Genomic DNA, 23,950 nt, shown 5'->3' on the forward strand with positions numbered 1-23,950 from the left:
CATGTATTAGGCACGCCGCCAGCGTTCATCCTGAGCCAGGATCAAACTCTCATATAATGAGTTATTTGAATAGCTCGATTTGTTGTTACTAGCGAATTGACTTCGCAATGTTTAATTCTTTTCACTTAAGAAAAGCCCTATCACATAACGAAACTTTGTTCAGTTTTCAAAGGACTACCTTGTCAAAAGACAACTTAGATATCTTATCATCATCACAACTATCTGTCAATCAGAATTTGAAATATCTTTTACGTTAGAAAACGTTGTCGCTGTCTCAACGACGTTCTTTATAATATCAGCCAAGCCGCGGTGCGTCAACATTTTTCGGAATTTTTTTGCATAAACGAACGCTTCTTTTTTCATGTCCTAAAAGTGTTTGGAAATTACCGAAAAACTACCAACAAACGGTGTGTGTCATTCGGTGCTTTTTCCAAACAAAAAGCCCACATCACTGTGGACTTTCAATTTTGATTTCATTATGGACGCAATGTTGGGAACAAGAGGACATCACGGATCGATGGGGCGTCTGTCAGCAACATGACTAAGCGATCGATCCCGATCCCTAAACCGCCAGTCGGCGGCATCCCATATTCCAATGCCTCAACATAGTCGTCATCGATTCCTTGGGCTTCTTCATTACCAGCAGTTTTCTCTGCCGCTTGCGCTTCAAAGCGCGCACGCTGATCGATCGGATCATTCAATTCGGTGAAGGCATTCGCATACTCATTACCGTGCATAAATAACTCGAAACGGTCTACAAACCGCGGATCTTTTTGGCTCTTCTTGGCTAATGGTGAGATCTCGATGGGATGGCCATACAAGAAGGTCGGCTGTACCAGCGTCTTTTCCACAAACTCTTCAAAAAAAGCATTGATGATGTGGCCAGTTGTCCAATATGGCTCATAGTGCACATGATGGGCATCTGCCACTTGGCGCGCTTGTGCAGTCGTCATCGGCTGCCAAAAGTCGACTCCCGTCTTTGCTTTGATCGCATCGACCATGTGCACCCGTGCAAATGGCGCATCAAGATCAAGATTTTGGCCTTGATAAGTGATTTGACCAGTCCCTAAGACCTTTTGCGCAGCGTAACGGAAAATCCCTTCGGTTTCGTCCATCACATCGGTCAGATCCCAATACGCGGCATACGTTTCAAGCATCGTAAACTCGGGATTGTGCTTGGTATCGATGCCTTCATTACGAAAGACCCGCCCGATCTCGTAGACGCGCTCCATCCCGCCGACGATCAACCGCTTCAAATGCAGCTCTAAAGCGATGCGCAAGTATAAATCAATATTCAACGCATTGTGGTGGGTAATAAACGGCCGCGCAGAAGCACCGCCGGCTTGGTTATGCAATACCGGTGTTTCAACTTCCAAAAACTGATGTTGATCCAGATATTCGCGCACCGCGCTGACGATTTTTGAACGCTTGGTGAACCGGTCAAAAGATTCTGGGTTGGCGATCAAATCTAAATAGCGTTGGCGATAAATTTGTTCCACATTCGTCAAGCCATGGTATTTATCGGGTAACGGCCGCAAAGCTTTCGCCAGGTGCGTGATGTGATTGACCCGTACCGTTAATTCACCGGCGTTGGTCTTCATCATGTCGCCTTTGATCCCAAGAAAATCGCCAAGATCAGCCTTCTTGAAGATCTGATAATTCTCTTCACCAACGACGTCCTTGCGCACATAAAGTTGGATCTTGCCTGAGCGGTCGCGAATATCGGCAAAGCCGACTTTACCCTTGCCGCGCTTGGACATCATCCGTCCAGCGATCGTGACCTCTGTTGGATCCGCCAAAACGGCGTCATGATCCATCGCGTCAAACTGCGCATGTAATTGCGCCGCGAGATGTGAGCGGTCAAAGCGATGTCCAAACGGATCGATCCCTGCTTCACGCAACGCGTCCATTTTTTCACGCCGTGCACGCATTTGATCATTCAATTCTGGTTGCTGTTCATTTGCCACCGATATGTTCCTCCATTCGTAGTGTCATTTTGATAGTGCCCTTATTTTCAGTAAATTGCAATGCCAAACTTACCGCGTATGCGCAGTCGCCATGCGGGCTTCTGTTTCTGCCACGAACTGATCAAAGATCGCATCCACTTCTGCTTCTGTATCCACAGAATTAACGGCATTTTTAGTCCGCGCCGAACGGGGGATCCCTTTAAGGTAATAGGCCGCCAACTGCCGAAACTCGGGCACACCGACTTTTTCGCCTTTTAAGGCCACTAGGCGATGCAATTGCAGCTTAGCCGTGGCCACTTTTTCCCGCGGTGTCGGTTCAGGGATCAACTGACCGCTGCGCAAGTATTCTTCAACTTGGGTCAACAGCCACGGATTGCCTAAAACGCCGCGCCCGATCATCACGGCATCCGCACCGACTTCATCGAGCATTCGCTTGGCATCTTGCGGCGTCTTTACATCACCATTGCCCATGAACGGAATCGTCAAGTGTTGCCGGACTTCCTTGAGGATGTTCCAATCCGCATGCCCGGAATACCCTTGTTTGCGCGTCCGGCCATGCATGGCCAAAGCTGCCGCACCGGCACGCTGAGCTGCCATGGCATTTTCAACGGCGTAGACATGATCTTCATCCCAACCAGTACGCATTTTAACGGTTACCGGTTTATCGACGGCAGCCACCACCGCAGCCACCATTTCATAAACCTTATTCGGGTCGAGCAGCCAATGCGCACCGGCGTCAGTCTTGGTGACTTTTGGTACTGGGCAACCCATATTGATATCAATGATGTCTGCCGCCGTGTTTTCAGCGACGAACTTCGCAGCATTGACTAAAGTTTCTTTAGTGCCGCCAAAAATCTGGATGGACACGGGATGTTCTCGCGGATCCACAAACATCATTTTCAATGTCTTCTTGTTGCCGTACATAATGCCGCGATCAGAGATCATCTCACACACGACCAGCCCTGCACCAAATTCTTTGGCAGTCACGCGAAAACTGGCATTGGTGATCCCAGCCATTGGCGCCACGACGATACGATTAGGGATCGTGACGTTACCGATCTGCCATTGTTGTTCTGTCATTATGCTTCCTCCTGATCGCGTAATTTGATCAATTCTGCTTCACTATACTGATATCGGGCCCCACAAAATTTGCAGACAGCTTCTGCACCATGGTCTTCATCGATCATGGCTTGCAGGTCTTTACGCGCTAAAGTGGCCAGCACTTTGGCAAAGTGGTCTTTTGAACATGTGCAAGCAAAGCGTAATGGCTTGGCAGCCAGCGGCTTGAACCCACTGTCACCCATTCCTAACACCCGCTTGGCGATCGCGGTCGCATCCATACCGGCTTTTAACATTTCTGACACCAGCGGTAATGTTTTGACATTGGTTTCCAATGCGGTGAGCGCAGCATCAGTGGCGCCTGGCAACGCTTGAACCATAAAACCGCCAGCATGGCCGATCGAATTATCCGCGTTGACAAACACGGATAAGCCAATGGCGGCCGGGATCTGCTCAGATTGCGCTAGATAATAGGCAAAATCTTCACCTAACTCGCCAGACACCAACGGCACCTGACCCGTGAACGGTTCACCGCCGCTCAAATACTTGGTCACTGCCAATAGTCCTTTTTTCCCAACAGCGCGCGCCACATCCAGCTTACCTACCAAGTTCAAGGGTAAATTCACATGCGGTTCTTGGATATACCCGCGCACTGTCCCCACTGCGGTACCATCAACCACGATCGCGCCGACTGGGCCATCGCCTTTGATGCGTACCGTCAATAGATCGTCAGCATTTTTCAAGCCAGCCGTTGCCAACAGACTTGCTGCCACCAATGTGCGCCCTAAAGCCGCACTGGCAGCACTATAAGTGTCGTGGCGGCGCTGCGCCTCAGCGACGGTCGCCGTTGCATCGACGGCAAAAACACGGAAAAAACCGTCCGCGCTGACCCCAGTAATCATCTCATCGGCCATTATTCGTCTTCCTTTCGCTTGATGCCGCAATTTAATTCGTTGCGTAAACGCCAACTATCATAACAGAAACCCTAATTTTGCGCAAAAGCGCCCCGGTGCGCGGATAAAAACCAACGGCTCTGCCTGGCCACCGCAATAGGTGGTTAGACAGAGCCATTGGTTTATTCTAGCGCTGAGGCATTGATTGCTTCATCACGTGCCATCCCGCAATGCAGGATACTCAGCTGCAATTGATTCAACTAATCTTGGTCGTCTGGATGATCATCATCCGCAGAATCCGGCTCATGATCATCCGGTTTGGCGGTGGTGTCATCGTCAGCTGCACTTGGCGTCGGCGTCAAAACAGTTTGATCGTCATCGCCAGACTTGCCTTCATCAGCTTGTTTTTCGGCGTCTTTTTGCTCGAGGGCCTTCTTAGATTCTTCGAAGGTCGCCGCCTTTTCGCTCGGGAATGCATCTGCATTCTTTTCAGGCATCTTGCCGGTATTGAAGATCGACAAGATCTCTTTTTCGTTCAAGGTTTCATGTTCGAGCAAGGCCAAAGCGATCGCCTTATGCTGTTCACGATGACTTTCAATGATCGCACGCGCTCTTTGATGCGCTTCATCAATGATATTGCGGACTTCTTCATCGATCGTCGCCGCAGTTTCAGGCGAATACATCACTTGACCATACGCATTCATCGCTGATTGTCCTTCTAAGGCAACCGTCCCCAGACGTTCCGACATCCCATATTGGGTGACCATTGAACGCGCCATTTGCGTTGCTTGTTCAAAGTCATTGGACGCGCCAGTTGCGATCACATGGAAAATGAGTTCTTCAGCAGTACGCCCGCCCATTAACCCGGTCAATTGTTCCATCATGTCTTTTTTGGTCAACATGAACTGATCTTCTTTTGGCAAGGTGATCGCATAACCGCCGGCACGGCCACGCGGAATGATCGTTACTTTCCGCACGACGCGTGAATCGGACAAGACTAGCCCGATCACAGCATGCCCTGCTTCATGATATGCCACGATCTCGCGTTCTTTCTTAGAGATCACACGATCTTTCTTGGCTGGGCCCGCGATGACCCGATCCTCGGCTTCATCGATATCAGAAGCATCGATCTTCGTCTTCGAACGCCGCGCTGCCACTAAGGCCGCTTCGTTCAGTAAGTTTTCGAGATCAGCCCCGACAAAACCAGGGGTCGTCTTGGCTAATTCCTTCAAATCGACATCATCAGCCAATGGCTTATTCTTCGCGTGCACCTTCAAGATCGCTTCACGACCCTTAACGTCTGGTTGACCGACTAAGATCTTCCGGTCAAAACGACCAGGACGCAGCAAGGCAGGATCAAGGACATCCGAACGGTTCGTCGCCGCCATCACGATGACGCCTTCATTACCGGTAAACCCGTCCATTTCAACCAGCAATTGGTTCAAGGTCTGTTCACGTTCATCATGACCGCCGCCCATGCCATTGCCACGCTGCCGGCCAACGGCATCGATTTCATCAATAAAGATGATCGCAGGCGCGTTTTTCTTGGCTTGCTCAAACAAGTCCCGGACACGAGAGGCCCCAACACCGACGAACATCTCGACGAAATCCGAACCGGAAATCGAGAAGAATGGGACCCCGGCTTCGCCAGCAACGGATTTAGCAAGCAACGTTTTACCAGTACCAGGAGGTCCTTCAAGCAGCACCCCAGCTGGGATACGCGCCCCTAAGCCGGAGAATTTACGCGGATCTTTCAAGAACTCGACGACTTCGACCAGTTCTTGTTTTTCTTCTTCAGCCCCGGCAACATCCGAGAAGCGGACCTTGTTGGCCTTCTTGTCGGCTTGTTTAGCCTTAGACTTGCCGAAATTCATCACCCGGCCATTGCCGCCGCCTTGACCCGCTTGGTTCATCATCATGTAGAAGAAAATCAAGATGACAACCATCGGCACGATCGTCAACAGCAATGAGATCCAAGTGCCAGATTGCGATTCCGTCAGCGTATTAGACTTGACGTCATTTTTCTCAGCGGCTTTTTGAATATCCGCGATCGTGGAATCACTATCTGGAATGTATGCAGTGAACTTCTTAGTCGTGCTTGGTGCCGCACTAAACAAGCTCCCTGCACCACTGGAGTCACCAGTGACCTTTTGTGCTTTGCGGTATTCGCCGCTTACCTTATAGACCCCACCAGATGGTTGGATCTCAAAGGACTTCACTTCGTCTTTCTTCAGTTGGCTAATAAACTGACTGGTTTGCAACTCTTGTGTTGCACTTCCGCCACTATCATGCAGATAGTAGGAAAACCCAATCACCAACAGCACAAACAAGATCACATAAGTCAGCGTGCTGCTGAATAGCCCATTTGGCTTTTTATTCATAGATACCTCCAGCGACAATATGCATAGATTCTTGGGGCTTTAGTAGTTATGATACTACATCAGCCCTCATCATGGGCATAAACTTCAGGTTTTAAGACCCCAATATAAGGTAAATTACGGTAGCGCTCTGCATAATCCAACCCGTAACCAACAACAAACTCATTTGGTACCGTCGTCCCTACATAATCTGCATGGACGTCTGCGATGCGGCGTTCAGGTTTATCCATCAAAGTGCAGATCTTGACCGAATTCGCCTGGCGTGTCTTGAATAGCGCCATCAAATAATGCAATGTGCGTCCGGTATCAACAATATCTTCTACGATCAAGACATCCCGGTGCGCGACGCTGGCATCAAGGTCTTTTAAGATCTTAACTTCACCACTCGACTCGGTTTCATTGCCATAACTGGAAACGTCCATGAAATCGATCTCCAAGTAATCGTCAACTTCCCGCACCAAGTCGGTCATGAACATGATCGCGCCTTTTAAAATACAAATCACCAGCGGATTTTTACCCGCATAATCGCGGCGGAGCTCTGCGGCCAAGCGCGTCGTGATGTCATGTATATCTTGTTGTGAATACAAGACCTTTAAGATATCGTTTTCCATTATTGTCCTCACTATCATCGAATCGGTGGTTGCAGTGCCAATACAGCTTGCATTATATCAGTTCGCTGTTCGTGAAACAATTCATGTCCCGGCATTCCTTGGACCCAAAAAATGGTTTGACCGCAGGCTGCCACCAGCGTTTGGGCCCGTTGTGCTTGCGGCACCTTATGATCGATCAACCAGCGTCGCAAAAGCTTGTGATGACCATCAGCCAAGCACACGCGATCGCCTGGCTGCCGCAGCCGCAGCATGATGGCAGCATCGGGAACCAATGCCCATTGCGCCGCCAGGGGCGGCTTTTGGGCAAACACACCGATCTGCGTCCCATTTGGCAGGGCCTGCCACGTCCCTAAGCGCAACCGCACCGGGGTGATGGCTTTTGCGCTCGGCGCCTGACTGCCATGCGCTTGCCATTGCAGCGTATGATAGTTCACGATCAATTGCCCGCCAGCAACACTGAAAACTTTATGGCCTGCCCCAGTTTGCCAAGCGGCCAGCAGCGCATCCACGACCGCAGCTGTTGCTTGCACTTGCCATTGCGTCAAGATCGTTTCCAGCACCAAGCGCTGTACCGTTTGCGGCTGTGCCGCAATCGCTGACCAATGTGCTTGAGTGCCTGTGACGCAGGCTGCAACCAATTGTGCCAATGCCGGCTGCGCTAAACTAAGCAGTCCTTGCAAGCCTTGACTGAAGCGTGCGGTATGCGCCAACACCTGTGGATTCAATGTTTTCAACACCGGTGTCACTTGCTGGCGAATGCGATTGCGGCTCATGGCCATGTCTTGGTTCGTGGCGTCTTCGGCAAACGGGATCTGGTGTTGCTGGGCATAAGCATATAACGTTTTTTTGCTGATACCCAGCAACGGCCGCAACACCTGCAAGTCAGCTTGCGGCCGCTGGGCGGTCATTCCGGCCATTTTCATCACATTGCCAGAGCGAGCCAGCTGCCACAAAATGGTTTCTAACTGATCATCGGCATGATGCGCCACCACTAAGTATGCGGCATGATGCAAATGCGCGGCTTTAACGAGAAAGTCATAGCGCGCCGTACGGGCAGCCGCTTCGATCCCGCTTTGCGGATGGGCTGCTTGCGGCCATTGGCCTAAGACACTGACCGCCCCTAAGCGGGTGGCATAATCTGCAACGAGCTGTGCTTCGGCCGCACTTTGCGGCCGCAATTGATGATCAAATTGCGCCGCGATCACCGGATGTGTCGTTTGGGCTAACAATGTCAACAACACCATTGAATCCACGCCACCGGAAACCCCAATGACTAACGGTGCTTGTGGGGGTAATGCAAAAGGTGCCAGCAACGCTTCACCAGATAACATGAGTTTCCTCGCTTTCGTGACGTGAATTAACTCTACCATCCCCACCAGCGCTTGGCGTGGGACTAAAGTCTGAATTATGACGTCTTGTCGTCTTGTTGACCTATTTTAACCAAGTTGATTTATCGCGGCTTTCCCGGCCAACCGGCACACACAAATGCCGGTGTCCAACGATCCTCAAACGGATCGTCAAACACCGGCATGATTGCGGCTAAGCGAAGCACTGCGCCCACTTGATATGGTGACGCTGATCAGCTCCGCCGACCGCCACGGCCCCCGCGCTTGCCTTCGGTATTGCGCCGCAGGCTGCTCAACCGATCTTCGCTTTCTTTCAAAAAGCCTGACATCATTGAATCAAAGTCGCTTTTATCAGCCGGCTGTTTGTGACTGGTTGCATGTGCGACCGGCCGACTATTGCTGTGATTGTTATCATGGTGCGGCTTTTGAAAATGCGGTTGCGCAGGCCCACCATGTCCGTGTTGCGCATGTTCTCCTTGCGGTTGATCTTGAGCTTTGCGGATCGATAAGCCGATCTTACCATCTTTGATCTGCATGACCTTGACCGTCACGGTGTCTCCCACACTCAAGACATCATGAATATCTTTAACATAGCTGTCTGATATTTCACTAATATGCACCAATCCGGTCTTGCTTTCTCCCAGATCAACAAAGGCGCCAAAATTCGTGATTCCGGTGACCTTGCCAGAAACCTTCGCGCCAACTTCAACTGCCATATAAAAAGTAGTCCTCCTACGTAAAATTGTGTCTCTTAGTATACCATGCAAGCTCCCAACTGCAAGCGCGCGCTTAGTTGCTCGGCGTTGGCGTCGTCAGCTTAGAAGCAGTTCCTGGCAACTCAAAGATCACCTCACCAGATTTTGAAACCAAATACTTTTGCCGCACAAGCTTAGCTAAATAATCTGAATCACGCAATTGATCAACTTGGATCTTCAAATCACTCTTTTTCGCTTTGACTTGGCGTAATTCCGTGCGCGCAGTCGCTACTGACTGGTCGCTTTTACCAATTGCGGCATGGACCCGATACAGCTGCCAACCACCGATGATCAAGATCACCGCTAATAAACCCAACAGCCAGTGTAAACGCCGGCGATGAAGTGGATTCATTTGTGGCTTGCTTAAGCGCATTGCTTTAAAGTCACGTTTGCTTTTTGACTGCTGCATCGTTTTCCCACCTTTCGTCATTACTCTTCAGTATACCAAAGTATCCGCTTACGGGTGTAGCTTGTTTTAGTAATTTTCCTTGTAAGTCTCGCTGACCACACGATACATTTCACCAGCGTCTTGTTTCTTGGTCGACTCGACCAAAGCATCAACTTTCACGGTCAGGGTTTTGTTACCAAATGCGATCACTAAAATATCGCCCACACTGACATCGCTGCTCGACTTAGCGAGCTTATCGTTGATGGTGATCCGCCCTTTGTCGGCGATCTCCTTGGCGACTGACCGCCGTTTGATGATTCGAGAAACTTTAAGAAACTTGTCTAAACGCATATCTTCCTCCTTGGTCACTTAAGACCGTGCCTGGATGGCTTTCAAAAATCGTCGGCCCAATGGCAATGCCAAGACCTCACGAATGGTAAATAACCGCAGCTTAGTCGCGGCTGTGATAAACAACCCAACGCCGAACACGACTCCGGCAGCGGCTTGACCAACAGCTGTCAAGCGGCTGTCAAGCGGCAACAGCAATTCGCTGCCAAACACCCCAGCAACCATGATCACAGTCGTTAAGCCCAGCTTCGATAAAAAATACCTCTGATTCAATTCACGCCGGATCATTACTGGTACTTGCAGCGCCAATAACAAGGTGATCACGCCCAATGCCAAGATCGTACTGGCACTAGCCCCTGCCGTGCCATATTGCGCAGTCAGCCATTGGTTCGTGGCCAACTTGACGACAAAGCCGACCACTAACGACCAAGTCATTTTGCGATAACGATCCAGGCTTTGCAAGATCGCATTGTAAGCATTGATCATCGCAACAAAAACGATACTTAACACATTCACCTGCAACGCAAACTGCCCAGCGACATCGCCGAACAAGAGCCAATTGACTGCCGGCATCAAGACGATCAGTCCAGCGCTCGCCGCTGCGGCAAAGGCTAAATTGAAGCGCAACAGCTGCCCGGCGGTTTGCACAAAACGCCGATCTTGGTGGCGTGCATAGGCAGTCGTCAAACTGGGCAATAATGTTGCTGACAATGACGTGGCCACGACTAACCCCAACTGCACAAGCGGCTGACCCCGATCATAGATCCCTTTGAGCTGTTTGGCGGCCACCATTTCCACCCCGCTGGCAGTAAGCCCGCGCGTTACGGTAAAGCTGTCGATCAACTGCAAGACGATCAACAATGCTGCAAACAAGGCGATCGACCCGCCTTCACGTACAAAACGCCCTAATAAGCGCTGATACGCGGCCAGGCCGGGAAATGTAAAACGCAGCTGGCGGAAGCGGCGCTGATATGCCGGCCACAAGGTCAACGTGGCCGCGATCCCGCCAAAAAATGCCCCACTCATGGCAATGGCGCCCATTTGATAGACACTCCAATGGGCTTTAGTCGCAAAATAAGCTGCCAACAAGATCACCGCTACCCGCACCAGTTGTTCAACAACTTGGCTGACTGCGGTTTTGCTCATATCAAAGGTCCCTTGAAAATACCCGCGACCCGTCGCTAAGATCGGCATCGTCAAGAACATAAAAGCAACGGTTTGAATCAAGCTTGTCAATTCTGGATCTGCCATCAAAGTCGCTAATGGTCGGGCAAACACACTCAAGCCGATAAACATCGCCCAAGACAGCCAAGTGAGTAACACCAATGCCTGATGGGCGATCTCCGCTTGAGCATTGGGCACGCGTGCTTCTGCCACCAGCTTCGAAATAAACACGGGAAACCCAGATAGCGCGAAGGTCATTCCGATGCCATAAATAGGGTAAACTTGCTGATAAACGTAAAACCCTGTGTCGCCAACTAAGTTTTGAAAAGGAACGCGGTACACCGCACTCAAGACTTTGGCGATCAAAGCCGCCAAACTCAGCGTCCACGCCCCTTTCATCAAGTGCTTCATTTGCGGATTTTGCATATCAGACCTCAACGGGGCGATCAGGTTTGGTCGTCACCAAAGGGACCAAGGCCGCCAAAAACGTTTGTAATTCGCGCAACCAGTCGGCGCTAGCCATCGTCTTAGGGACCAATAAGGTGACCCGCATCTTAGTGGTTTCTGTTGCCACGCGTGCTTTGAGCGTGGTGTGTTGCAGCGCTTGAAACAGCGCTTCACCTTTGACTCGCCCCGTCGTCTGCGGACTTAAGATCACTTGGATCGCCCCATCGCGCCGCGTGATCTTTTCTACCAATGCCGCATCAGCGTACCGCTTCAATGCCGTGATGGCCAATAAATCGACCACTGGTTGGGGATAGTCGCCGAAGCGATCGATCAAATCAGCTTGGATCTCTTCTAATTGATCCGCACTGTCGGCTTCACGCAGGCGCTTGTAGAGCTCGATTTTTTGGCGTGAATCCGCGACATAGCTATCCGGCAAGTAGGCTTCTAAATCAAGATCCACTTCGGTATCCAACTTTGGTTGCGCTTGTTGGCCGCGTTTAGCCGCGACTGCTTCATTAAGCATTTGGGTGTACAGATCATACCCGACAGAATCAATGAACCCATGTTGTTGCGACCCCAACAAGTTGCCTGCACCACGGATCGACAAATCGCGCATGGCGATTTTAAAGCCGCTGCCTAAGGCGGTAAAGTCACGGATCGCTTGCAGCCGTTTTTCGGCTTCTTCGCTGAGCACCTTATCCGGTTGATACATAAAATACGCATACGCGACTCGGCTAGAGCGGCCGATGCGTCCGCGCAACTGATACAACTGAGACAGCCCATAATGATCAGCATGTTCAATGATCAAAGTGTTGACATTCGGCATATCCACGCCGGTTTCGATGATCGTAGTCGTCACAAGCACGTCGTAAGCCCCGTGCAAAAAGTCATAGATCACACTTTCTAATTGAGTCTCCGTCATTTGCCCATGGGCATACGCCACTGTTGCTTGCGGCACTAATGCTTCGATTTGATTGACCGTGTGTTCGATGTCTTCCACCCGGTTATGCAGGTAAAAGACTTGCCCGCCACGTTCTAATTCGCGTTCGATCGCGCTGCGGATCGTCCCGCCATTTTGCTCCATCACAAAAGTCTGGATCGGATAACGGTTCGTCGGCGGCGTCTCGATAACACTCAAATCGCGTACCCCCAGCATCGACATATTCAACGTCCGCGGGATCGGGGTGGCTGTCAGCGTCAACACATCAACGTTTTTACGCAATTCTTTCAAGCGTTCCTTGTGCTTCACCCCAAAGCGCTGTTCCTCATCGACGATCAACAATCCCAAATCGTGATAAACCACATCTTTGGATAAAAGGCGGTGCGTCCCCACGACGATATCCACCTCACCAGACTTTAAGGCTTTCAAAGTGGCATTGACTTGTGCACGCGTTCGAAACCGCGACAACATCGCGATATTCACCGGGAAGTCAGCGAAGCGATCCATCATCGTGTCATAATGCTGCTGGGCCAAGATCGTTGTTGGCACCAATAAGGCCACTTGCTTGCCGTTTTCCACTGCTTTAAAGGCTGCCCGCAAGGCCACTTCGGTTTTACCAAAACCAACATCTCCCACTAACAGGCGATCCATTGGCCGTTTTTTCTCCATATCTTGTTTGATCTCTTTGATCGAACGCAACTGGTCGGCAGTTTCCGGATAAGCAAATTCCGCTTCAAATTGTCGTTGCAGATCATCATCCGGCCCAAAGGCAAACCCTGGCTCAGCTTCTCGTGCCGCATATAAACGGATCAGATCATCAGCGATGTCTTCGATCTTAGCGGCGACGCGCTTTTTGGTTTTTTGCCACTCGCTGCCACCGAGTTTATTGATTTTTGGGCGTTTGCCATCAGCGGCGACATATTTTTGGACTAAATTCAATTGGCTAACGGGGATAAACAGTTTATCGCCTTTTTGGTAAACGATCGTCATATAGTCTTTGTGCATCCCATCGACTTCCAGGGTCTGCAGGCCAACATATTGCCCGATCCCGTGATTGACATGCACCACATAATCGCCAGGGGTCAATTCCGTATAGCTGCGCAGGCGCTCCGCATTCGCCAAGGTTTGGTGACGCGCTTTGCGGTGGGCTTTGGCGTTGAACAGTTCGTGGGCGGTGACGACGACCAAATGCAGATCCGGTAGTTCAAACCCATTTTGTAAGTTGCCGACTACCAATTGTTGAGTTTGCAACAGCAGTGCATCCGCTTCGCTGATCACAGTTTGCACCTCAAAGTCACGAAGATTTTCGGCTAGTTTCGTCACCCGTCCTGATTCGGGCACCAAATAAACCACGGTCATGTGCTGCTTGCGCCAGCGATCAGCTTCTGTTTTAAGCAGCGGCATTTGACTGAAAAACTGCTGGATATTGCGGCTCGTCACATTCGTCAAGCTCGTCAAACGGACCTGCCCCATACCTTTTTGAAATAAGCTCAAGTACAAATGGGTACCCGTATCTGCCCGCACCAAAGCCGGCAAGGTCGGATTCGGCAGTTCGCCTAACACCCGCCCGCCTTCTTGCAAGCTGGCATACCAATCCAGCGTTTCTTGCACCAAACTCACGTCACTATCTAATAATCGCGTATAATCATCTAAGACCAATACCGCATCAAGACGCGCATAATCCCGCAAGCGAGCCGCTTGCGGGTATAACGCGTCCATATATAATGCCAGTTGCGGGACCACTTCACCAGCTTGCAACTGTGCTGCCGTCGCCAATAGTCCCTCGGTCAATGCCTTTTTAAGCGGCTTGGACTTGCTTTGGCGCTTAGCTGCTTCACCAGCTGCCAATAACCGCTGACCGGCTGCTTGCAAGGTTGCTTTAGTCGCGATCAGATCTGTAGCTGGCGGAATATCAACGGCATTCAATTGTCGAATGCTGCGTTGTGTGCGCATATCAAACCGGCGGATCGAATCGATTTCAGTATCAAAAAGTTCGATCCGCACAGGGTCATCTGCATTCAATGGGTAAACATCGATGATCCCGCCACGCACCGCAAACTGCCCAGGCGCGCCGACTAAGCTGTCTCGTTGATAGCCGCTATCAACAAGCTGCTGAGTCAATGTTGGCAATTCGACGGTACTATCCATGCCCAAATGGATCGAAGCCGCTTGCCAAGTGGTCACTGGCGGCAAGAGCCGCTTATAACCGGCAAGGCTGGTAACGACGATCCCAGGCTGGCCGGAAACCAGCCAATTCAAGGTGTTGATCCGCGTATTTTTCGTATCTGGGGATGACACTGCGACTTCAGCAGCCAGCACGTCTTCGACTGGAAAAGACCAGACGTGCTCAGCGCCTACGAGATCCGTCAGATCAGCGACGAGTTCCTCAGCATGATAGCGATTGTTTTCGATCACGATCAATTGCCGCTGCAATCGCCGCAAAGCCGTCGCCAGCATCAAGGTTTTGGCGCTGCCATCCAAACCGGTGACCAAATGCTGGCCAGCGGTCAATTGCGGCCATAATTTTTCAAGTTGCGGCTCTTGACCAAAAAGATCGATCAGATCCATGCTGTCACCTCCAATAATTTAATCTTTCTATATTAATTGTACTGATTCATCAATTGGCCAAAACTCATGCCGTGGATCCAGTCGATCAAGGCGTCTTGGGCTTTGTCGATACCGTTGGCGATCGCAATTTGGTCATCTGCCGTGAATGGTGTCAAGACCCAGTCCACGACTTTTTGCTTGGCGGGATGTTGGATACCGATCTTGGCACGTTGAAATTCTGCCGTACCAAGAACGTTGATGATCGATTTGATCCCGTTATGGCCGCCGGCTGAACCTTTTGGCCGCAACCGCAACCGGCCCATCGCCATGTCCATATCATCTTGGATCACCATGATCTCATCTTGTTCAAACCGATAAAATGCCTTGAGCTGTCCCACAGCCCGACCGGAATCGTTCATGAAGGTCAATGGTTTGACCAGCATCACTTTTTCCCCATCGACTAGCCCGGTGCCGGTCAACGCATCAAATTCATGTTTGGTCAAGGTGATATCTAAGCGCTTAGCCAAGGCATCGATGGTCATAAAGCCAATATTATGTTTCGTCTTCGCATACTTGCTGCCTGGATTGCCCAGGCCTACGATCATTTTCAAGATTTGCCTCCATTAGCAAAACGGATTTTCTACGCAAAAAAGCCGGAAAGTTGCCTTTCCCGACATACCCTCAAAGTATACCATATCCACTATCTGCCTGTGCTAAAGGCACAGTTTGCCGGTGCTGATTGTAACAGCCTGAAACGCCGCAAACACGTTGTGAAAATCGCTACATGAAACCGATTACTCCTAATCGCCGTCCGTCTTCATATCTTTCACAAAACGCCGCAACCACACGGACACCACGAATTGTAAGATTCATATTAGAAATGAAAAAATATGGTGAAAATGCGTGCACACAAGAATAGTTGTGCTATACTAACAGACGAATTGCATAATTGCAAATAAGAAAGGATGATATCACTGTGGCAAACGCTCAATCAGATCACCAAAAAGTAATTCTTGTTGGTGACGGCGCCGTTGGTTCCAGTTACGCCTACGCAATGGTTTTGCAAGGCATCGCTCAAGAAATCGGGATCGTTGACATTTTTAAGGATAAGACAAAGGGGGATGCGATCGATTTAAGCAACGCATTACCTTTCACTTCTCCTAAGACGATCTACTCCGCTGAATACAGCGACGCTAAGGATGCTGACTTAGTTGTCATCACCGCTGGCGCCCCACAAAAGCCTGGCGAGACCCGTCTTGACCTCGTCAATAAAAACCTGAAGATCTTGAAGTCCATCGTTGACCCGATCGTTGAATCTGGTTTCAACGGGATCTTCTTGGTCGCTGCTAACCCAGTTGACATCTTGACCTACGCCACTTGGAAGCTTTCCGGCTTCCCTAAGAACCGCGTTGTCGGTTCCGGTACTTCTTTGGATACCGCTCGCTTCCGTCAATCCATCGCTGAGATGGTTGGCGTTGACGCGCGTTCCGTCCATGCTTATATCATGGGTGAACACGGTGATACCGAATTCCCAGTATGGTCCCACGCCAACATCGGTGGTATCAAGATCTCCGAATGGGTCAAGGATCACCCAGAAATCGATGAAAGCAAGTTAGTTGACATGTTCGAAAACGTGCGTGACGCTGCTTACGAAATCATCAAGCTCAAGGGTGCGACCTTCTACGGGATCGCAACTGCATTGGCACGGATCTCCAAAGCGATCTTGGACGACGAAAATGCCGTATTGCCATTGTCTGTCTACATGGAAGGCCAATACGGTCAAAACGACATCTACATTGGCAGCCCTGCCGTGATCAACCGCAACGGTATCCAATCCATTCTTGAAATCCCGTTGACTGACCATGAACAAGAATCCATGGACAAGTCTGCTAAGCAACTCAAGAAGATCATCGACGACGCCTTTGCTAAGGCTGACATCGAAACCCGCCAGTAAACTTAACGCGGATAACACCGACTCGCATGCGAGCCGGTGTTTTTTTTTTGCCGCTGAAAACTTTTGGTCCCTAAGCGAATATGGTATGATGTTCAAAGATTAGAGAATTTTAATTTTATCAAAACGTTTTCATGAACGATGGAGGTTTGGGATGCTGATTAAGTCGCTGGTTCTCAAAAAGGAATTTTTGACCACTGTAAAAGAAACGGACACTTTAGCGGAAGCATTACAGGTGCTGGAAGACACTGGATTTCGTTGTGTCCCGATCCTTGACGAAAGCGGCCAGATCTTCCGCGGGAATATTTACAAGATGCACCTTTATCGGCACAAATCACAAGGCGGCGATATGAATCTGCCGGTCACTTATCTGCTTAAGAACGCGACCAAGACAATCCCGATCAATGCCCCGTTTTTCAAGGTCTTTTTCAACATTAAAGACCTCCCGTACATTGCCGTTTTAGACGAGAACGCAAATTTCTTTGGGATCTTGACCCATACCGCTTTGTTGGCAATGTTGTCTGAGTCTTGGCATATCGACGTAGGCTCTTACGTCTTGACGGTGATGTCGATCAGCGGTCCCAACGGCCGCGGTGATTTGGCGGCTATGAGCAAGATCTTAGCCCGCTATACAGACTTGGCCAGCGCCATCACCTTAGATGCTAAGGGCACTGAAAATGTGCGCCGGACCTTGTTCACCTTGCCAGCTGGAACCAGCGAAACCACGTTGAACACGGTGGTAGCCAAGCTTGAAAAGAAAGGCTACCGCGTGGTGGAAATCGATGATCTGCAATCTGGCCAGCCACTGCGCAGTGACGAATTTTAGCCACAAAAAAAGACCGCTTAAACGGTCTTTTTTTGTGGCACTCATTGGATCAAGCGCTGAAAATGCAAAGCGCGATCTAACCCAGCCATGATCGGCGCCGTAATGGTCATGATCAAGGCTTCAGAAAGCATCAAGCTCGCATAGATCCCCCAAAAAGCCGCTCCCATCGCCAAATGACTGGTCCAAACGATCTCAACGGCGATCAGCGCCATGGTCACGGTCATGACCACGATGTTAAATAATAATCGTTGCCACAACGCCTTAAATCGCGGCGCCAGCCAAGCCACTAACAACAACCCCAGCAAGCTTTGCCCGCCACCAAAAACCACATCGATCCAGCCCATCGAGCTGAATAGGGCGTTGAAGATCACCACACCGATCACGACTCCGAGCACATACTTGCGACTAAAGACCACTAAATGGTTCAAGCCTTCTGAAACACGAAATTGGATCGCCCCGCTGGCAAGATTAAACACCCCAGGGACGACTGATAAAACAACGTATAACGCGGCGATCAAGGCACTGACGACCAACGTCTTAGTACGTGATGATTGCATAAGTTTTCCTCCTAGTTTTTTTACGTGGGCGGATTTTCGAACCACGACGCTTTTCATTCTAACACAAAAAGCAGCTAGGAAAATTCCTAACTGCTCACTGCCTTGATCCCTAACGACACCGCCAACGCGCCGTCGACTGCGACCATCTTCGCGCGGTCAAGCGTCGCGACTTTATCGCGCAGGCGTTGTTTATCAATCGTGCGGATCTGCTCTAATAACACGACTGAATCCCGCTCAACGCCATCATGGCCATGTTTGAGGCCTACATGTGTCGGCATCTTGGGCTTATCGATCCGCGACGTAATCGCCGCGACGATCACGGTCGGACTATAATGATTGCCGACGTTATTTTGAATGATCAAAACGGGTCGCATCCCGCCTTGTTCCGATCCCACCACAGGAGAGAGATCGGCGAAGAAAATATCGCCACGCTTAACGACCAGATCCATGCTTCACCCCTAACAACGGCTTAACGGATATGGTCATAAGCCTCACTCTCACAAGCGATAAATTCATGGCAGATCTCGGTATTCAACGCTGCCATCTCCTGATAGCCATTGACCAAACTAGCTACTTCTACTTCTTTATGCGCCAAATAGTCAGTCAATACGTCATCGATCAAGTCGCTTGGGTCCGTTATGCACGTCTTACAATAGTTATCGAGTTTGTGTCGCAGCCCTTCAGTCATGCTTACTTTTAAGAACTCCGCTTGTACCATTTTGTGCCCTCCTGTGGGTTTTATTCACCCTACATCCTACCACAGGAGGCCAAAATTACAACCGTGAAATCGAGCGCCGCACAACGCGTTGCGTCAAGTTGCAGGCAATTTCGTAATGGATCGTTGACGCGTAATCAGCCACATCTTGCAAGGTAATGGTGGCCGCCTTGCTGGTTCCCACTAAAACGACTGGGGTGCCAAATGGATACTCATGGGGCAAGCGGATCATAAACTGGTCCATGCATACGCGCCCGACGATCTCACAGCGCTGGCCATCGACTAATACCGAAAATCCTTGCATCCGGCGCAGCCAACCATCCGCATAGCCCATCGGCACTGTACCGATCCACTCATCTTGCTGAGCGTGATACGTCGCCCCATAAGACACGGCATCGCCAGCGTGAATCTGCTTGGCAAACACGATTTGCGATACCAGCGAAAGTGCAGGCTTTAACGGATATGGTTCCGGCAGCGCCCGGCCAGAAGGGTTCAACCCATACATAGCCACGCCAAAACGGATCATATCACTAGCCGTTTTTTGATGCCACAAACTCGTCGCAGAATTGGCGACGTGTACGAAGCGCGGGCGCTTCGGCAAGGCTTGCAGCATGGTATTGAAGCGGGCACTTTGCTGATCAAAATATTGCGTGTCCGCTTCATCAGCGGTGGCAAAATGGGTAAATAAGCCTTCTACCAGCAAATGAGGCGCCGCATCAGCAAAGGCCGCCGCTTTTGCGATCGCTTGCGGCTGGCGAAAGCCGATGCGGCCCATACCAGAATCTACCGCAAGATGCACTTTCAATACCGGGGTATCCGCTTTGGCCAATAATGGTTCTGCGGCTTTTAACCATGCTTCGTCACCCACTGGTACCGATATATCATGAACCGCGGCCAACGGTGCCAATTCTGGCGCCACGATCCCTAATACCAAAATTGGTTCCGTGAAATGCGCCTGCCGTAAAGCCAACGCTTCTTCTAAAACGGCCACACAAAAGCCGCTGACTTTCGCCAAATGCGCAATGCGCGCCACCCGCAACAGCCCATGACCATAAGCATCTGCTTTGACCACTGCAAAGATCCGCGTGTGCGGGGCTAATCGTTGTGCCTGTTGAATATTCTCAAAAATCGCCTGTTCATTGACCAAGACTTGCGTCGGCCGTAGATCCGCCGTCACCATTGTCATGGGGCCACCTCCAAAATCACTTCTGTCATCACGAGCTCATCAGTATGCGAAATCGAAACGAAGGCTTTGCCCGCATAAGGGTGCTTGGTGATCTCAGGGCGGCCATTGGCGTCGTTTAGACACTCCACATCATGCAGCTGGACCGGGCCTAAGCCGGTACCATATGCTTTGCCATATGCTTCTTTCAATGAAAAACGCCCAGCTAAAAATTCCAGCGCCCGTTTGTCACCCAGTTGGGTGAACACCGCTAATTCGTTTTCAGTCAGGATCTTTGTTGCAAAATGGGGATTGCGCGACTGTGCCGCATGGATGCGTGCCAATACGGTAATATCGACCCCGAGCCCGTAGATCATCAAGTTTCACCTCTCTGTTTCACATTCTACCATTATAGCGCCAATTTTCCTCATCAGAAGCTTTTGCAACATGAAAACTACTCATAATTCCATGAAACAACTGCGACTTAAACACAAAAAAAGTACGCAGACCGATACGGTTTGCGTACTTCTTACTCGCGATCAGTTAGTCATGTGACTTGCTGAAATTGCGCTTGCCAGCGCGTTCGCTGCTGCGCTTGCCATCACGACGGTTGCGATCATATGGGCGCTTGCCGCCTTCACGATGACCTTGATAGCCGCGATGATCGGAGTTGCTGCGATGGCCGCCTTTGTAGCCGCCCTTATAGCCGCCGCGACCACCACCATGGCCGCCACGATTAGGTAATGGCCGTTCTGGTGTGATCTTAACTGGAACACTCGATGCATCATCAGGAGAAACGGCTTTGAGATAAGCCGAAACCAGCTGTAATGGAGTGTATTCTTCCAACAGGCTTTCTGCCATTGGTTCGTACTTTTCAAAATCGTCCCCAGCAACTTGTTCTTTGATGTTTTGCAAACCGGTTGAGATCTGGCCTAAAAAGGCTTCTTCTGCTGTTGGCGGCTGCAATGGCATCATCCGCTTCTTAGTCAGATCTTCGATCGTCCGCAGATAACCCATTTCATTCGGTACAACGAAAGTCACAGACACGCCGGATTTCCCGGCCCGGCCAGTCCGGCCGATACGATGCACGTATGAGTCTGGGTCTTGAGGAATATCATAGTTGTAAACATGCGTCACATCATTGATATCCAACCCACGGGCAGCCACGTCAGTTGCGACTAAAAAGTCAAGCTCGCCTGACTTGAATTGGCGCAACACGCTCATCCGCTTTTGTTGCGTCAAATCACCGTGAATGCCTTCTGCCTTGTAGCCGCGAGCCTTCAAACCACGGGTCAATTCATCCACGCGGCGCTTGGTCCGACCAAAGATCAAAGCCAATTCTGGGGCTTGGACATCAAACAAGCGCGTCATGATGTCAAACTTTTCAAAGTCCTTGGAACGGACATAATACTGATCGACCGTGTCCGCGGTCAATTCTTTAGACTTGATCTGAACGGTGATCGGATCGTGCATGAACGTCTTGGTCAAACGCATGATCGGTGCCGGCATCGTGGCTGAGAATAGCAGCGTCTGACGAGAATCTGGCGCTGTTTTAACGATGTTTTCAATGTCATCGATAAAGCCCATATCCAACATTTCATCGGCTTCATCCAATACTAATGTTTTCAAACCGCCCAGCTTCAAGGTGTGACGGTTAATGTGGTCCAACAAGCGCCCTGGAGTGCCCACCACGATTTGTGGGTGATCAGCCAATTGCTTGATCTGGCGGCGAATATCCGCACCACCGTAAACTGCGGTGACTTTAACTTTTTTATCGCGGCCCAATTTATATAATTCTTCTTGAGTCTGCACTGCTAATTCCCGCGTTGGCGAAATGACCAGCGTCTGCACGTCGCGGTCAGCTTTGTCGATCGCTTGCAATACGGGTAAACCAAACGCAGCCGTCTTACCAGTACCAGTTTGCGCTTGGCCGATGACGTCTTTACCTTGTAAGGCCAGCGGAATCGTTTCTGATTGAATCGGAGTTGCCTCTTCAAATCCCGCACGGGTGATAGCCTTCAGTAAATCGTGATCTAAACCTAGTTCTTTAAACTTCAAATGGTTTCCTCCTTGGATTGTGTAACACCCGATCTACAAAACAAGTGGATTCCCTAAGTCTGCCTTGTAAATCTCGTTTACGTGGCTGTTTTTCTGAAAACAGCATCTTAAACATAGTAACACGCTTGTCAATAGAAAACAATTGATTCAAGCAAATAATCCGGTCCAGCGGCACTTGCCTCACCAGTATCTGCTCTGGCTACTACCGCCTAAGCCTGATATGGCGGGCTTTTACCACCGAGATTTTCTATTTCAAAAAAAGGGACCAAGACCGCTTTGCCTAGACGTGTTCTACTAAGCCGCGGGCATGACACAAACGCCTTGGAACCACGATTCTAACAACGAATCGTGACGCCAAGGCGCTTGTGTCATGGGCTAAAACCGCTTTGGGGTTTAGCCTATTATTCCGCAGTGCTAATCAGAATCACCATCTAACAACGCCTGCAACACATTTTCTAAATGCAACCCATGGCTGGCCTTTAAGACAACCATATCTTGATAGGACACATCTGCTTGCAATGCATTGATCAACGCCTGTTGCTGACCCTTAGGAAAATAATGCACCGCTGCTGCCGGATATTTTGCCGCCAACGTATCAGCCAATGAGCTGATCTCATCGCCATACAGATAAACTTCTGGGATCCGAGTGGGATCTAGCGCTGTTGCGACACTGGCGTGCAACTCAGCACTAGCAGCCCCTAACTCCAACATATCACCTAACACCGCGATGCGCCGGCCGGAACATGGGAATTCAGCAAAATCATGCAATACAGCCTTCATCGCGGTCGGATTGGCATTGTAAACATCACTTAAAATTGCTTCGCCAGCATCTCCGGTCAACCATTGCGTCCGGTTTGCAGTGATCTGAAAGTCAGCCAATGCATGTTGGATCGCTTCAGGCTTCACATGAAAGCGCCGACCAACCAAAATCGCAGCCAACGCATTGGTCACATTGTATTCGCCCATTACCGGAATCGAAAAATGCAGATCTGGCCAGCGGGACAAGTCAAACTCTGTATGGTCTTCAAACGCCTGGATATGACGTGCATACAAGTTATTTTCCGGATCCAAGCCAAACGTCTTTTGGTCTTGCGTCACGGCAGTCGCGCGTTGGCGCAAAAGCGGTTCATCCCCGTTATAAACGAATAGCCCATCTTCTTTGAGCCCAGAGACGATTTCCATCTTCGCATCGGCGATCTTATCACGCGTCTTGAAAAATTCGATATGTGCCTCGCCGATCATGGTGATCACGACCACGTCAGGTTCGGCTAAATGACTCAACGCCGTTAACTGGCCTGGGCGATCCATCCCCATTTCAACCACTAACACTTCAGTATTGGTGTCCATGCTCAAAATCGTAAATGGAACACCGATTTCATTATTGAAGTTTTCTGGCGTCTTGACGACGTGATATTGGGTTGCCAACACCGCGGCAGCCATATCCTTAGTGGTCGTCTTCCCATTGCTGCCTGTGATCGCAACCACTTTCGGATTGACCTTCATCATCAGATAATATTGTGCCAGCTTTTGTAAGGCCTGCAGCGGATCATCGACAACCAGTTGCGGTATGGCCGTCGCAATCGGCGCTTTGGCTGCGGCGATAAAAGTCGCCGCTGCACCATGTTCTGCCGCCGCAGCCAAAAATTCATGGCCATCACGTTCGCCTTGCAGCGGGACGAACAAATCGCCAGGATGTAATTGACGGCTGTCAAATGCCACCCCAGTGATCGTCGGACAATCCGCTTCTGCCAAGGGGCAATCGCTGCCGACCACGCGAGCGACCTCAGATAATTTCATTTTCATGGGTGTATTGTACTCCTATTCGTTGCAGTTCAGCG

The 23,950-nt window shown here is 50.3% G+C and carries 21 protein-coding genes and 1 riboswitch; of the genes, 2 read left to right on the top strand and 19 right to left on the bottom strand.

Annotation, left to right across the window (positions count from 1 at the left end; all coding sequences use genetic code 11):
- Positions 1–476 precede the first annotated feature (476 nt).
- From lysS to pth, 12 genes are all read right to left on the bottom strand, one after another.
- Positions 477–1,931: a lysine--tRNA ligase gene (gene lysS / locus EKM91_RS06580; protein ID WP_164508494.1), complete on the bottom strand. Its 1,455-nt coding sequence runs from the start codon at positions 1,929–1,931 to the stop codon at positions 477–479.
- A gap of 105 nt (positions 1,932–2,036) precedes the next feature.
- Positions 2,037–3,047, bottom strand: coding sequence for a tRNA dihydrouridine synthase DusB (gene dusB, locus EKM91_RS06585; protein ID WP_125751629.1), 1,011 nt, complete (start codon positions 3,045–3,047; stop codon positions 2,037–2,039).
- Complete coding sequence (gene hslO, locus EKM91_RS06590; protein WP_125751632.1) at positions 3,047–3,940, bottom strand: Hsp33 family molecular chaperone HslO; 894 nt, start codon at positions 3,938–3,940, stop codon at positions 3,047–3,049. Before hslO ends, dusB begins: the two co-directional genes overlap by 1 nt.
- A gap of 239 nt (positions 3,941–4,179) precedes the next feature.
- A complete protein-coding gene (gene ftsH, locus EKM91_RS06595; protein ID WP_125751635.1) occupies positions 4,180–6,300 on the bottom strand; it encodes an ATP-dependent zinc metalloprotease FtsH in 2,121 nt (706 codons plus the stop codon).
- Positions 6,301–6,359: 59 nt separating this feature from the next.
- A complete protein-coding gene (gene hpt, locus EKM91_RS06600) occupies positions 6,360–6,908 on the bottom strand; it encodes a hypoxanthine phosphoribosyltransferase (protein ID WP_125751638.1) in 549 nt (182 codons plus the stop codon).
- A gap of 14 nt (positions 6,909–6,922) precedes the next feature.
- Positions 6,923–8,278, bottom strand: coding sequence for a tRNA lysidine(34) synthetase TilS (gene tilS / locus EKM91_RS06605; RefSeq protein ID WP_125751641.1), 1,356 nt, complete (start codon positions 8,276–8,278; stop codon positions 6,923–6,925).
- A gap of 209 nt (positions 8,279–8,487) precedes the next feature.
- A complete protein-coding gene (locus tag EKM91_RS06610; RefSeq protein WP_125751644.1) occupies positions 8,488–8,970 on the bottom strand; it encodes a S1 domain-containing RNA-binding protein in 483 nt (160 codons plus the stop codon).
- Between the two features lie 73 nt (positions 8,971–9,043).
- Complete coding sequence (locus tag EKM91_RS06615) at positions 9,044–9,418, bottom strand: FtsB family cell division protein (protein ID WP_164508491.1); 375 nt, start codon at positions 9,416–9,418, stop codon at positions 9,044–9,046.
- A 66-nt stretch (positions 9,419–9,484) separates the two neighbouring features.
- A complete protein-coding gene (locus EKM91_RS06620) occupies positions 9,485–9,748 on the bottom strand; it encodes an RNA-binding S4 domain-containing protein (RefSeq protein WP_125751650.1) in 264 nt (87 codons plus the stop codon).
- Between the two features lie 18 nt (positions 9,749–9,766).
- A complete protein-coding gene (locus EKM91_RS06625; RefSeq protein WP_125751653.1) occupies positions 9,767–11,335 on the bottom strand; it encodes a putative polysaccharide biosynthesis protein in 1,569 nt (522 codons plus the stop codon).
- Position 11,336: 1 nt separating this feature from the next.
- On the bottom strand, positions 11,337–14,864 hold the full coding sequence (gene mfd, locus EKM91_RS06630) for a transcription-repair coupling factor (protein WP_125751656.1): 3,528 nt from the start codon (positions 14,862–14,864) through the stop codon (positions 11,337–11,339).
- 32 nt (positions 14,865–14,896) lie between these two features.
- Positions 14,897–15,454, bottom strand: coding sequence for an aminoacyl-tRNA hydrolase (gene pth, locus EKM91_RS06635; protein WP_125751659.1), 558 nt, complete (start codon positions 15,452–15,454; stop codon positions 14,897–14,899).
- 365 nt (positions 15,455–15,819) lie between these two features.
- Between pth and EKM91_RS06640 the strand changes: the two genes are divergently transcribed.
- Both EKM91_RS06640 and cbpA read left to right on the top strand, forming a co-directional pair.
- Complete coding sequence (locus EKM91_RS06640) at positions 15,820–16,797, top strand: L-lactate dehydrogenase (RefSeq protein ID WP_125751661.1); 978 nt, start codon at positions 15,820–15,822, stop codon at positions 16,795–16,797.
- A 151-nt stretch (positions 16,798–16,948) separates the two neighbouring features.
- A complete protein-coding gene (gene cbpA / locus EKM91_RS06645) occupies positions 16,949–17,620 on the top strand; it encodes a cyclic di-AMP binding protein CbpA (RefSeq protein ID WP_125751664.1) in 672 nt (223 codons plus the stop codon).
- 41 nt (positions 17,621–17,661) lie between these two features.
- Here cbpA and EKM91_RS06650 read toward each other — a convergent pair whose 3' ends face one another.
- From EKM91_RS06650 to EKM91_RS06680, 7 genes are all read right to left on the bottom strand, one after another.
- On the bottom strand, positions 17,662–18,177 hold the full coding sequence (locus EKM91_RS06650) for a QueT transporter family protein (RefSeq protein WP_125751667.1): 516 nt from the start codon (positions 18,175–18,177) through the stop codon (positions 17,662–17,664).
- 5 nt (positions 18,178–18,182) lie between these two features.
- Positions 18,183–18,228: riboswitch (PreQ1 riboswitch) on the bottom strand.
- 35 nt (positions 18,229–18,263) lie between these two features.
- Positions 18,264–18,626: a type II toxin-antitoxin system PemK/MazF family toxin gene (locus tag EKM91_RS06655; protein WP_125751670.1), complete on the bottom strand. Its 363-nt coding sequence runs from the start codon at positions 18,624–18,626 to the stop codon at positions 18,264–18,266.
- Positions 18,627–18,646: 20 nt separating this feature from the next.
- A complete protein-coding gene (locus EKM91_RS06660) occupies positions 18,647–18,895 on the bottom strand; it encodes a hypothetical protein (RefSeq protein ID WP_125751673.1) in 249 nt (82 codons plus the stop codon).
- 55 nt (positions 18,896–18,950) lie between these two features.
- Complete coding sequence (gene alr, locus EKM91_RS06665) at positions 18,951–20,072, bottom strand: alanine racemase (protein ID WP_125751783.1); 1,122 nt, start codon at positions 20,070–20,072, stop codon at positions 18,951–18,953.
- 2 nt (positions 20,073–20,074) lie between these two features.
- On the bottom strand, positions 20,075–20,431 hold the full coding sequence (acpS, locus tag EKM91_RS06670; RefSeq protein WP_125751676.1) for a holo-ACP synthase: 357 nt from the start codon (positions 20,429–20,431) through the stop codon (positions 20,075–20,077).
- Positions 20,432–20,597: 166 nt separating this feature from the next.
- The gene (cshA, locus tag EKM91_RS06675) at positions 20,598–22,112 is read right to left on the bottom strand and encodes a degradosome RNA helicase CshA (RefSeq protein ID WP_125751679.1); all 1,515 of its coding nucleotides are present in this window, start codon (positions 22,110–22,112) and stop codon (positions 20,598–20,600) included.
- Between the two features lie 414 nt (positions 22,113–22,526).
- The gene (locus EKM91_RS06680) at positions 22,527–23,915 is read right to left on the bottom strand and encodes a UDP-N-acetylmuramoyl-tripeptide--D-alanyl-D-alanine ligase (protein WP_125751682.1); all 1,389 of its coding nucleotides are present in this window, start codon (positions 23,913–23,915) and stop codon (positions 22,527–22,529) included.
- Between the last annotated feature and the right edge of the window lie 35 nt (positions 23,916–23,950).

Origin of the sequence: Lacticaseibacillus baoqingensis, from assembly GCF_003946165.1 — a bacterium.
Classification (GTDB): Bacteria; Bacillota; Bacilli; order Lactobacillales; family Lactobacillaceae; genus Lacticaseibacillus; species Lacticaseibacillus baoqingensis.